Below are 12,312 nucleotides of genomic sequence, written 5' to 3' on the forward strand. Positions count from 1 at the left end.
ATCGCCTACACCAAGGACCGCAAGCAGTTCGGCAAGACGATCGCGTCGTTCCAGAACACCGAGTTCATGCTGGCCATGCCGCCTCGGAATCCACGGCACGACGCGACACCGCACCGGATGCCGCCCCGGAATCCACGGCACGGCGCGACGCGGCGTCGGATGCGACCTCGGAATCCACGGCACGATGTGACGTCGCGGGCGCGACCTCGGAATCCGAGGCGGCGCGCCGCGGCGCGGCGGCGGGCGCGACTTCCACATCCGTCAACGCGCCGAGCAGGGTGGCGTCGATCTCGCTGTCCGGCAACGCACGTCGCGCTCCCGACGCCGGCGCGGCGTCGGGATCTGGGGCAGCGGCACGCAGTGATACGGGGGCGAGGGTGACCACGGGCTCCGCCGCGGCACGGCGCGACGTGGACGCCGGCGCGGGCTCCGGTGCGAGCTCGGGCAGGCGCGCGGGCGCTTCCGTCTCGGGCGCGGCCCGGCGGCCGGTGCTCACCACGGGGGCCGGTTGTACTGTCACGGCGGCGAATTCCGATACGGGGCGAGCCGCGGACGCGTCGGGATCCGACGGTAGCCGGAAGCCGTTGACCGCGGGCGCGGCCGCCGGGCGCGACACGGAGAGTTCCGGACCGGTGGTGGTGCGGAAGGCCCTGGCCACCGGATCCGGCTTGATGCGGTAGGTGTCGACTTCCTGATCCGGCGTGGGGCGGTAGGGATTCGCCCCCGGATCGGGGGTCGCCCGATAGCCGTCGGCGTCCGGCTCGGAGGTCGTGCGGTAGGAATTCACGCCGGGGTCGGCGGTCGTCCGGTACGGGTTCGCATCGGGCTCGGACGTTGTCCCGAACACACCGGCGTCCGGCTCCGATGTCGTCCGATAGGAATTCACGCCGGGGTCGGCGGTCGTCCGGTACGGGTTCGCATCGGGCTCGGACGTTGTCCCGAACACACCGGCGTCCGGCTCCGATGTCGTCCGATAGGAATTCACGCCGGGGTCGGCGGTCGTCCGGTACGGGTTCGCATCGGGTTCGGAAGTCGTCCGGTACGAATTCACGTCCGGCTCGGACGTTGTCCCGAAGGCACCGGTGTCCGGATCGGAGGACGTGCGGTAGGAATTCACGCCGGGCTCGCCGGTTGTCCGGTACGAGCCCGCGACGGTCTCTGAAGTCGTCCGGTACGAATTCACGTCCGGCTCGGATGTTGTCCGGAAGGTGTTGACGTCCGGCTCGGACGTGGGCCGATAGGAATTCACCACCGGCTCGCCGGTTGTGCGGTGCGAGTTGACCTCGGGCTCGGCGGTCGTACCGAACGAGCTCGCACCCGAATCCGGTGTCGGCCGATGGGAATTGACCTCCGGGTCGGATGTGGACCGGTACGGATTCGCCACCGGCTCACCGTTTATCCGGTACGAATTCACGCCCGGCTCACCGGTGGTCCGGTACGAACTCACCTCCGAATCGGTCTCGGCGCGATACGAGCTCGCGCCCGGCTCACCGGTGGTGCGATACGAATTCACGCCGGGGCCGGTAATGGTCCGGCGCGAATTCACGGCCGGATCACCGGTTGTACGGTACGAATTGAGACCGGAGTCATCGGTTGTGCCGTACGGGCTCATCGCGGGCTCACCGGTTGTGCCGTACGAATTCACCTCCGAATCGGCCGTCGTGCGATACGGATTCACTTCCGGGTCGCCGGTTGTCCGATTGGAATTCACGCCGGGATCGGTGGTCGTCCAGCGCGAATTCGATTCCGGCTCAGCGGTCGTGCGGTAGGGGCTCACCTCCGGATCGGGGGTGAGGCGATAGGCCTCGAGGCCCGAACCGGGGGTCGGGTGGAAGCCGTTCGCCTCCGGTTCCGTGCCCGGGCGATATCCGTTCACGGCCGGATCGCCGGTGATGCGATAGCGATCGGACTGCGGGTCGGAGCCGGTGCGCAGCGAAGCCGAACCTGTTCGCAGCGAAGCAGAACCGGTGGTGGCGCCGTATCCGCCGGATTCCGGAGCGGCGCCGTAGGACCCGGGCTCCGAGGTGGTGCCGTAGGACCTGGGCTCCGAGGTGGCGCCGTAGGACCTGGGCTCCGAGGTGGCGCCGTGGTCCGACGTGGTGCGGGGCGGCGCTTCGAAGCGGGAATCCAGCTCACCGGCAGTGCGATTGGGCAGCCCGTTGCCACCGGAGAGCCTGCCCTCCGAGACTTCCGGCACACTCCGGCGCACCGGCGGCGCGGACCACTGCAACGGCTGCTCGGGCTGATCGAGGCTGGTGCGGCCGAGGGTGGCGTGCGCGCCGGTGTCACCGGTGAGCACGGGGTGCGAGGCGGAGCCCGGACCCGAAGTCTCCGGATTGGTCAAACGGTAGCTGTCCTGACGCGAGTTCAGGGACGAGCCCAAACCGGTGGTGAATTCGGCATCCATGGCCGCCATTCTTACCGCTCCGCACCCCGCCGTGCGACTCGGGTCGCACACTTCGGCGGGTGCGGCACACCCCTTCCCGCGGCCACGGTGCAGACCGTCACACCGGGCCGCGGCGAGGCGAAAGCGATTCATGAGCAACGGTATTGGGGCATTTACACCGAATGGCAATTCGACGGCGCGGGTTCACCCCGGAAACGGGCATCGACCCAGGCCAGGGCGGCGGGCATGCCCAGCACCGCGGCGGAGAGATGTTCGGGTGAGATGTTCTGGTCCATCTGCAATCGCGCACCCGCGGCGCAATACCGGCGATTGGTGTCGATGATGGCGTCCACCGGAATCAAGGGGTCCGTGGGCGAATGCCATTCGAACACCGGTATTTCCGGCACGCCGCCGTAGAGCTGCAGGCTGTTCGCCTCCACCACCGACCAGGCGTCCGGGCTCTCCAGCAGCGACATGCTCGCCGCCAGCTCCGGCGCGCTCTTCCCCGCGCCGAGCGCCATGATCTCGTTGGTGCAGCCGTTGGCCATGGCGTCCCGCAGGGCCAGGCCGCGCGTGTTCAATTGCGTACTCAGCGGCAGACGATCCGGGTACTCGCGCTCCAGCCCGATGGCCGCGGCCATGGCCAGGCCGAAGGCCGGATGGGAGGAGGTGCCCAGCGCGCGCACCATGGTCAGCAGATTCATCGGGACGCCGCCGTAGGCCGCCCCGGCGAGCGTCAGTTCCGGCGCGTAGGTCGGCGCCAGCGCGGCCGCCCAGGCGGTGGCCATGCCGCCGCCGGAGTACCCGGCCATCACCACCGGGCTCTGCGCGAGGCCCAGTTCGCCGACGCGCTGGGCGGCGCGCACCCCGTCCAGGGTGATCTGGCCGCCCAAACGTGCCGCGCCATAGGCGAATTGCGGGCCCAGATGATCCGGCAGCGCCACCGACCAGCCGCGCCGCAGCGCCACGTTGAGCACCGGGGCCTCGCGCACCGCGAGATTCGGATCCGCGGTGAACAGCACCCGGGAGACCGCGCACTCAGCACCCAAGCCGTTGATGATGTGCTGGTAGGACAGCAGCGGGCCACCCGGACGGTGCTCCTGCGGAGTCAGCACCGTGGTGGTGGCCGCGATCGGACCGCCCTGGGAATTGGTGGAACGGAATTTGACCAGGGTGAAGGTGGTCGCGGGGAACAGCGGGAGCGGCGGCATGGCGCGGACCGCGAGCACGTCGCCGGGCTCGTAGTCCGCGATGTTCGCCGGTGCGGCGTAGAACGGATCGGGATCCGGTGCGGGATAAGCGGGTTCGGCTGCGGCCGTGGTGATGGTGCAGCCCAGGATCAGCGTGCTCGCGATACCGAGCACGCTGAGTATTCGGCCAGCCTTCATCGGTCCTCCAGGGCGTATAGCGAACACTCAGCTATTACGAACCCCACGAGTCTGCTAGCGATCGCCCGGAAATGTGGAAGACACGCCGCCCAGATCCGAAATGCAGGGCTGACCTGCGTCAGCCCATTTGGGTCATGCCCGCGGCCACCACCTGGGCCACATCGAGCATCTCGTCACCGTTCTGCAGACCGTCCAGGGTCCGCAGCCGATCGGTGCTGGCGATGGCGAGCATCGCCGACACCCACGCCGAGGCGCAGGCCCGCAGGGTGCCGGGCCGCACCGGGCCGGGCGCGCTGGCCTGCAGCACGCGCGCGGTGATCTCCAGCAACTGATCGCGCATATGGCGCAATTGCTTTCGCACATCGGGATGGGTGTCGGCCTCGCGCCACATGATGACCCGCAGGACGGAGGAGTGATGATCGCGCAGATTCAGCGCGGCATCGAGATTCACCAGACTCTTCGCCGGATCACCGGGGGCGACGACGGATTCGATGTCATCGATGGGATGCGGCGGCACGCGCTCGGCCATCAGGGCCGACAGAATCGCGTCCTTGGTCGGAAAGTAGTAGAAGACGAGTCCCTTGGGAACACCGGCCCCAGCCGCGATCGCGGCCGTCGGGGTCGCATCGAAACCCTGTGCCGCGAAAAGGGATTCCGCGGCGTCCAGGATGAGCTGACGGGCGTCGCCGTCGATTTTCTTACTCCGGCGACGCCCCGCTCCCTGGGGCCGGTGCATCTGCATCAGCGGCGCGTCACCGCGCCCAGTCGATCCGACACCGCGGGCAGCGCGACCAGGGCGAGCACGGCGGTCACGCCGCCGGCCACCCAGGCGGTCCAGGTTGCGCCGCTGTAGGAGTCGAAGTCCAGCACCCACGGCGAGACGAAGAGCAGGGCGCCGACCAGAACCAAGGCGTAGTCGGCGGCGGCGCCGACCTTCTTGGCGGCGTGACCCAGACCGATCAGGGCGATGAGCACGCCTCCAACGATAAGGGACCACTGTGCATTGTCGCTATGAGCGACCCAGAGGGGTGACAACGCGGCGATGACGCCGAGTACGACAGCCACAACGTCTTGAACGCGGCTCTCGGTGAACATGGGTGCCTCCTAGGGCTGAGAATATGTTCTGATTTCCGTTCTACGCTGACTGACCGCCCGATCAATAAAGTCTCGGCTACGATTCAGCGGCTAGTTGAATGTGGCGCGTGACACAGCGGCACGGGACCTGCCGAACGACTAAGGTTGCCCTATGTCGTTGTCGGTAGAACACGTTCTAATTGTCGGTGCCGGGCTGGCGGGTCTCCGCACCGCCGAAGAACTGCGCCGCGCAGGTTACGAGGGGCGAGTGACCCTGATCGGCGCGGAAGAACACGCGCCGTACGACCGGCCGCCGCTGTCCAAACAGTTCATTCGCGGCGAGATCGACGACACCGCGCTGCGGCCCGCCGAATTCTTCGAGGAAAAGGGCATCGACCTGCGACTCGGGGTCACCGCCACCGGCGTGGACACCGCGGCGCGACGGGTACGGCTCGACGACGGCGCCGAGATCGGCTACGACCGGCTCGTCATCGCCACCGGCCTGCGGCCCCGGCGCATTCCGAGCTTCCCCGACGTGCGCGGGGTCCACGTGCTGCGCAGCCACGACGACGCCGCCGGACTCCGCGAGCACCTGGGCAGCGCGCGGCGCGCGGTCATCATCGGCGCCGGATTCATCGGCTGCGAACTCGCGGCGAGCTTCCGGGCGCAAGGGCTGGAGACGGTGCTCGTCGAACCGCAGCCCACTCCCCTGTACGCCGCGCTGGGCGAGCGGATCGGGGAGCTCGTGGCCCGGATGCACCGCGAGGAGGGCGTGGACGTGCGCTGCGGAGCCGGGGTGAGCGAGCTGCTCACCGCGGACGACACCGTGCGCGGGGTGCGGCTGACCGACGGCACCGAGATCGACGCCGACCTCGTCGTGGTGGGCGTGGGCTCGACCCCGGTCACCGAATGGCTCGCCGACTCCGGCATCGACCTGCTGGATCCCGCCGACGGCGGCGGCGTCCGCACCGACGCGACCGGGCGCACCGCCACCCCGGACGTCTGGGCCGCCGGCGACGTCGCGGCCTGGCTGCTGGACGACGGGCGTACCAAGCGGGTCGAGCACTGGACCAACGCCGGGGAACAGGCGCAGCTGCTCGTCGCCGCCATGCTGGGCGCCGAAGCGCCTGCCGCCGTGCGTGTTCCCTACGTGTGGAGCGACCAGTACGACACCAAGATCCAGGTGCTGGGCGTGCCCGCGCTCGCCGACGACGTGCAGATCGTGGAGGACAAGGGACGCAAGTTCCTGGCCCACCTGTTCCGGGCGGGCACGCTCGTCGCGGTGGTCGGCGCCGGCATGACCGGCAAGGTCATGAAGATGCGCGGACAGCTCGCCGAGGCCGCGCAGCCGGTCTCCTGAACCGGCCCGGAACCGGATCATCGGGCTTCACCTTTCGGCCCGAACCGATATCGGGCCAGGTCACGAGGGGTGGGGCGGCGGGTCACGGGACCACGGTTCGCGAATCGGGCGGGGTGTTCACTACCGTTGCGGGTGTGATCGTCGCGCTCATTGATTCCGGACTGGGGTTACTGCCCACCGGGGCGTGGTTGCGGAAGCTGCGGCCCGATATCGACCTGCTGCTGCAAATGGATCCCGACGGTGCGCCGTGGGGGCCCAAGCCCGAGCGGTGGGTCATCGACCGTGTGCTCGACACCGTGCGCACCTCGCTGCGTGAAGGCGCGGAAGTCATTGTGCTGCCGTGCAATACGGCGAGCGTCTCGGCCCTGGAGCCGGTGCGCGCCGCCGTCGGCCCGGAAATTCCGGTCATCGGCACCGTGCCCGCCATCAAGCCGGCCGCCGCCGCCTGCCGCACGGTCGCGGTCTGGGCCACCGCCGCCACCACCGCCAGCGCCTACCAGGCCGACCTGATCGCCCGCTTCGGCGGCAGCGCCGACATCACCGGCGTCGCCTGCCACGGCCTCGCCGACGCGATCGACCGCGGCGACCTGCCCGCCATCGCCGAAGCCATCGCCGGCGCCGCCGAACGCACCCCGCCCGACACCGAGGGCATCGTCCTGGGCTGCACCCACTACCCCCTGGTCCTGGACGACATCCTGGCCGCGCTACCGGCCGGCATCCGGGTCTTCGACAGCGCCGAAGCCGTCGCGGCCCAGACCCTGCGCCGCATCGACGCACTCGGCAGACCCGCCGCGGGCGCCGGAACGGTCCGCGTCCTGGCCAGCGGCCGGGCTGCCGAACTACCCTACGCCGCAGCCGCTTTCGACTCCGGCCGACTACTCGGAGCGACCGGCACCGGGGAATTCAGCGCCGTCCCGGCGCCCTGAAACACCGCGCGCGGACCACGAACTCACCGAGAACTAGCCCGCCGGTCTGCCACGGCCCGAGCGAATTCGGCGCGATTGACACGGTCGGGCAACACCCGCCCGGCAGCGGTTTTCCCGGGGCGGATCCGGGCAGGCCGACATCATGACCGCATTCGACGAACCAGCGCACAGAGATTCGGAACCGGCACCGGAAGACGGCGCCGAGCCGATCGACCCCGCAGGCGGGACGAACGCGGGGCGCCCGGCCGCCCCACCCGCCGAAACCACCGCCCCACCCGCCGAAACCACCGCCCTCCCCGAGCCCGAGGTGCTGCCCGAGCATCGGGAGCAGGCGCGGCGGATGGCCGAATCCTACGAGGACGGCCGTCCGCACACCGTGCTGCCGGGTAGCGACGGCATGGTCGCGGGCACCGCCGTACACGATTGGCTCGATGACCGGGGGCGGCCGAAATTCGATACCCGCACCGCCGCCGAGCGCGAGCAGCACACCCGCGAGTAACCGCCCCGCAGCGCGAAAACCGTCCCCGGACAAGCGAAAAGGGCCGCTCCCCGAAGGGAACGGCCCTGATCAGTGATTCAGGGGATCAAATCACTTGATGATCTTGGTGACGCGACCGGCACCGACGGTGCGGCCACCCTCACGGATCGCGAAACGCAGGCCCTCGTCCATGGCGACCGGCTGGATCAGCTTGACGCTCATCTCGGTGTTGTCGCCGGGCATGACCATCTCGGTGCCCTCGGGGAGGGTAACGACGCCGGTCACGTCCGTGGTACGGAAGTAGAACTGCGGGCGGTAGTTGTTGAAGAACGGGGTGTGGCGGCCGCCCTCGTCCTTCGACAGGATGTACGCCTGGCCCTCGAACTCGGTGTGCGGGGTGGTGGTGCCCGGCTTCACGACGACCTGACCACGCTCGACGTCGTCACGCTTCAGACCACGAACCAGCAGACCGACGTTGTCGCCCGCCTGGCCCTGGTCCAGCAGCTTGCGGAACATCTCGACACCGGTGATGGTGGTCTTCTGCGACTTCTCGCGGATGCCGACGATCTCGACTTCCTCGTTCACGTTGACCACACCGCGCTCGATGCGACCGGTGACGACGGTGCCACGACCGGTGATCGTGAAGACGTCCTCGATCGGCATCAGGAAGGGCTTGTCGGTCTCACGGACCGGGTCCGGGATCGACTCGTCGACGGCGTTCATGAGCTCGAGAACCGAGGCGGCCCACTTCGGGTCGCCCTCGAGGGCCTTCAGGCCGGAGACGCGCACGACGGGGGCATCCTCGTCGAACTCCTGCGAGGCCAGCAGCTCGCGGACCTCCATCTCGACCAGCTCGAGGATCTCGTCGTCGTCGACCATGTCGGCCTTGTTCAGCGCGACCAGGATGTAGGGCACGCCGACCTGACGGGCGAGCAGCACGTGCTCACGGGTCTGGGGCATCGGGCCGTCGGTGGCGGCCACGACCAGGATCGCGCCGTCCATCTGGGCGGCACCGGTGATCATGTTCTTGATGTAGTCGGCGTGGCCGGGGGCGTCTACGTGGGCGTAGTGACGCTTCTCGGTCTGGTACTCGACGTGGGAGATGTTGATCGTGATACCACGAGCCTTCTCCTCCGGCGCCTTGTCGATCTGGTCGAACGCGAACGCAGCGTTCACGTCCGGGTAGGTGTCAGCCAGCACCTTGGTGATCGCCGCGGTCAGCGTGGTCTTGCCATGGTCGACGTGACCGATGGTGCCGATGTTGACGTGGGGCTTCGTCCGCTCGAACTTCGCCTTCGCCACTGTGGTCCTCCTGGACTAGTTAGTGCGTGCTTTTTTGCAGCAGTGCAGGTTTGAATAACTGGGGGTCGATCAGAAAACCGATCGAGGTCACACCGTGCCCGGTTACCCGGGCGCGCTGATTACTCTCCGGTCGCCTTGGCGATGATCTCCTTCGACACATTGGCCGGAACCTCTGCGTACGAATTGAACACCATGGAGAAGTTCGCCCGGCCCTGGGTCTTGGACCGCAGGTCACCGATGTAACCGAACATCTCCGAAAGCGGAACCAGCGCCTTGACGACACGGGCACCACTGCGCTCCTCCATGGCCTGGATCTGGCCACGGCGGGAATTCAGGTCGCCGATCACTTCGCCCATGTAGTCCTCGGGCGTGGTGACCTCCACCGCCATGAGCGGCTCGAGGATCACCGGACCGGCCTTGCGGGCCGCTTCCTTGAGGGCCATGGCGCCCGCGATCTTGAACGCCATTTCCGAGGAGTCGACCTCGTGGTAGGCGCCGTCGAGCAGCGAGGCGCTCACGTTCACCAACGGGAAGCCCGCGAGCACGCCGTACTGCATGGCGTCCTGGATGCCGGCATCCACCGAAGGGATGTACTCACGCGGAACGCGACCACCGGTGACCTTGTTCTGGAACTCGTAGGTCGCGCCGTCCTCGGCATCGACCAGCGGGGCCAGAGCGATGATCACGCGGGCGAACTGGCCCGAGCCACCGGTCTGCTTCTTGTGGGTGTACTCGTGCTTCTCGACCGGCTTGGTGATGGTCTCGCGGTACGCGACCTGCGGCTTGCCGATGTTCGCCTCGACCTTGAACTCGCGCTTCATGCGGTCCACGTAGATGTCGAGCTGGAGCTCGCCCATACCACCGATGATGGTCTGGCCGGTCTCCTGATCCAGCTTCACATTGAAGGTCGGATCCTCTTCGGCGAACTTCTGGATCGCCGAGCCCAGCTTCTCCTGATCGGCCTTGGTCTTCGGCTCGATCGCGACCTGGATAACCGGGTCCGGGAAGGTCATGGACTCGAGCACGATCTGGTTCTGCGGATCGCACAGGGTGTCGCCGGTGGTGGTGTCCTTCAGACCGATGACCGCGTAGATGTGGCCGGCCACGGCCTCGGGAACCGGGTTCTCCTTGTTCGAGTGCATCTGGAACAGCTTGCCCAGACGCTCCTTCTTGCCCTTGGTCGCGTTCATGACCTGGGCGCCGGAGTCGACCTTGCCCGAGTACACGCGCACGTAGGTCAGCTTGCCGAAGAACGGGTGCGTGGCGATCTTGAACGCCAGCGCCGCGAACGGCTCGTCCGAAGACGGCTTGCGGGTGAGGACTTCCTCTTCCTTGTTGGGCACGTGGCCCTGCACGGACTCGACGTCCAGCGGGGTCGGAAGGTAGTCCACGACGGCGTCGAGCATGGGCTGAACGCCCTTGTTCTTGAACGCCGAACCACACAGCACCGGGTAGAGCTCGGAGTTGACGGTCATCTTGCGGATGGCGCCCTTGATCTCCTCGAGGGAGAGCTCCTCGCCACCGAAGAACTTCTCGAGCAGCGCCTCGTCGGACTCGGCGACGGTCTCGAGCAGCTCCTGGCGGTACTGCGCGGCCTTCTCCTGGAGATCGGCCGGGATCTCGACGACCTCGTACTGCTCGCCGAGCTTGGTCTCACCACGCCACACCTTGGCGTTGTTCTCGACCAGGTCGACGATGCCCTCGAAGGTGTCCTCGGCGCCGATCGGCAGCTGGATCACCAGCGGGCGCGCGCCCAGGCGGTCCTTGATGGTCTGCACGGTGAAGTAGAAGTCCGCACCGAGCTTGTCCATCTTGTTGACGAAGCAGATGCGCGGCACGTCGTACTTGTCGGCCTGACGCCACACCTGCTCGGACTGCGGCTCGACGCCCTCTTTACCGTCGAACACCGCGACGGCGCCGTCGAGGACGCGGAGCGAACGCTCCACCTCGACGGTGAAGTCGACGTGCCCGGGGGTGTCGATGATGTTGATCTGGTTGTTGTTCCAGTAACAGGTCGTCGCGGCCGACGTGATCGTGATGCCGCGTTCCTGTTCCTGCGCCATCCAGTCCATGGTGGCGGCGCCATCATGAACTTCACCGATCTTGTACGTGATGCCGGTGTAGAAGAGGATGCGTTCGGTAGTGGTCGTCTTACCCGCATCGATGTGGGCCATGATGCCGATGTTGCGGACCTTGTTCAGGTCTGTGAGCACTTCCTGTGCCACGGAAATCTTCCCCGCTCGGTGCTAGTTGGGAACTTCGGGAACGACCCTGGCTTCTCCAGCGGTCATCACTGTGTCAACGCCCGGCGCGGCGCGTAGGTGCCACGCCGGACAGCGACTCGGGGCCCGGATCGCCGAAAGAGCTTCGGAGAGCCGGGCTTCGAATCACCAGCGGTAGTGCGCGAACGCCCGGTTGGACTCGGCCATCTTGTGGGTGTCCTCGCGACGCTTCACCGAAGCGCCCAGACCGTTGCTGGCGTCGAGCAGCTCGTTGGCCAGACGCTCGATCATGGTCTTCTCACGACGCGCGCGGGAGTAGTTGACCAGCCAGCGCAGCGCGAGGGTGTTGGAGCGGCCCGGACGGACCTCGACCGGCACCTGGTAGGTGGCGCCACCGACACGACGAGGCTTCACCTCGAGGGCGGGCTTGACGTTGTCCAGCGCGCGCTTGAGGGTGACGACCGGATCGGTGCCGGTCTTCTCGCGCGCCTGCTCGAGGGCACCGTAGACGATGCGCTCGGCGGTGGACTTCTTGCCGTCCAGCAGGATCTTGTTGACCAGCTGAGTGACCAGCGGGGACCCGTAGACCGGGTCGTTGATCAGCGGACGCTTGGGTGCGGGGCCCTTGCGTGGCATATCAGCTCTTCTCCTTCTTGGCGCCGTAACGGCTGCGAGCCTGCTTGCGGTTCTTCACGCCCTGGGTGTCGAGCGAGCCGCGGATGATCTTGTAGCGCACACCCGGGAGGTCCTTCACACGACCGCCGCGAACGAGCACCATCGAGTGCTCCTGCAGGTTGTGGCCCTCACCGGGGATGTACGCCGTGACCTCGACCGCGCTGGTCAGGCGAACACGCGCGACCTTACGCAGCGCGGAGTTCGGCTTCTTCGGGGTCGTGGTGTACACGCGAGTGCACACGCCACGACGCTGCGGGCTCCCCTTCAGGGCCGCAGTCTTGGTCTTGGAGACCTTGTCGCGGCGACCCTTGCGGACCAGCTGGTTGATGGTTGGCATAGACCGGCTTTCCTTTTAGTAACCAGGTGTCTGGAACTTCATGTCTGTAATTCGTTTGCGGCGTCGTTGTTCACACCGCGGCCATTCGAGCTTTCCGCCCAGTTCCCACGGCATTTCCTTGCCACGAGGTCGGGCGTGTCATACGCAGCGTGTGCACCGAATCA

The 12,312-nt window shown here is 67.5% G+C and carries 11 protein-coding genes; 3 read left to right on the forward strand and 8 right to left on the reverse strand.

Annotated elements, in window-relative coordinates:
- Positions 1–64: 64 nt before the first annotated feature.
- The 4 genes from ABZ319_RS17820 to ABZ319_RS17835 all read right to left on the reverse strand — a co-directional run bounded on the left by ABZ319_RS17820 (position 65) and on the right by ABZ319_RS17835 (position 4,869).
- Complete coding sequence (locus ABZ319_RS17820; protein WP_354987508.1) at positions 65–2,407, reverse strand: hypothetical protein; 2,343 nt, start codon at positions 2,405–2,407, stop codon at positions 65–67.
- 152 nt (positions 2,408–2,559) lie between these two features.
- Positions 2,560–3,774: a lipase family protein gene (locus ABZ319_RS17825; RefSeq protein ID WP_354987509.1), complete on the reverse strand. Its 1,215-nt coding sequence runs from the start codon at positions 3,772–3,774 to the stop codon at positions 2,560–2,562.
- 118 nt (positions 3,775–3,892) lie between these two features.
- Complete coding sequence (locus tag ABZ319_RS17830) at positions 3,893–4,510, reverse strand: helix-turn-helix domain-containing protein (protein WP_354987510.1); 618 nt, start codon at positions 4,508–4,510, stop codon at positions 3,893–3,895.
- Between the two features lie 5 nt (positions 4,511–4,515).
- A complete protein-coding gene (locus tag ABZ319_RS17835; RefSeq protein WP_354987511.1) occupies positions 4,516–4,869 on the reverse strand; it encodes an SPW repeat protein in 354 nt (117 codons plus the stop codon).
- Positions 4,870–5,020: 151 nt separating this feature from the next.
- On the opposite strand from ABZ319_RS17835, the gene ABZ319_RS17840 reads away from it, so the two are divergent.
- The 3 genes from ABZ319_RS17840 to ABZ319_RS17850 all read left to right on the forward strand — a co-directional run bounded on the left by ABZ319_RS17840 (position 5,021) and on the right by ABZ319_RS17850 (position 7,633).
- Positions 5,021–6,208 (forward strand): FAD/NAD(P)-binding oxidoreductase, encoded by a 1,188-nt coding sequence (locus ABZ319_RS17840; protein WP_354987512.1) that lies wholly within the window; start codon positions 5,021–5,023, stop codon positions 6,206–6,208.
- A 134-nt stretch (positions 6,209–6,342) separates the two neighbouring features.
- Positions 6,343–7,134, forward strand: coding sequence for an aspartate/glutamate racemase family protein (locus ABZ319_RS17845; protein ID WP_354987513.1), 792 nt, complete (start codon positions 6,343–6,345; stop codon positions 7,132–7,134).
- A gap of 142 nt (positions 7,135–7,276) precedes the next feature.
- Positions 7,277–7,633: a hypothetical protein gene (locus ABZ319_RS17850; RefSeq protein WP_354987514.1), complete on the forward strand. Its 357-nt coding sequence runs from the start codon at positions 7,277–7,279 to the stop codon at positions 7,631–7,633.
- 90 nt (positions 7,634–7,723) lie between these two features.
- Here ABZ319_RS17850 and tuf read toward each other — a convergent pair whose 3' ends face one another.
- From tuf to rpsL, 4 genes are all read right to left on the reverse strand, one after another.
- On the reverse strand, positions 7,724–8,914 hold the full coding sequence (gene tuf / locus ABZ319_RS17855; protein ID WP_354987515.1) for an elongation factor Tu: 1,191 nt from the start codon (positions 8,912–8,914) through the stop codon (positions 7,724–7,726).
- 119 nt (positions 8,915–9,033) lie between these two features.
- A complete protein-coding gene (gene fusA, locus ABZ319_RS17860; protein WP_354987516.1) occupies positions 9,034–11,139 on the reverse strand; it encodes an elongation factor G in 2,106 nt (701 codons plus the stop codon).
- Between the two features lie 162 nt (positions 11,140–11,301).
- Positions 11,302–11,772, reverse strand: coding sequence for a 30S ribosomal protein S7 (gene rpsG / locus ABZ319_RS17865; RefSeq protein WP_030525248.1), 471 nt, complete (start codon positions 11,770–11,772; stop codon positions 11,302–11,304).
- A gap of 1 nt (position 11,773) precedes the next feature.
- Entirely contained in the window at positions 11,774–12,148 is a 375-nt protein-coding gene (rpsL, locus tag ABZ319_RS17870; RefSeq protein WP_019049359.1) for a 30S ribosomal protein S12, read from the reverse strand.
- Between the last annotated feature and the right edge of the window lie 164 nt (positions 12,149–12,312).

The organism is Nocardia sp. NPDC005978, from assembly GCF_040614455.1.
GTDB lineage: Bacteria > Actinomycetota > Actinomycetes > Mycobacteriales > Mycobacteriaceae > Nocardia.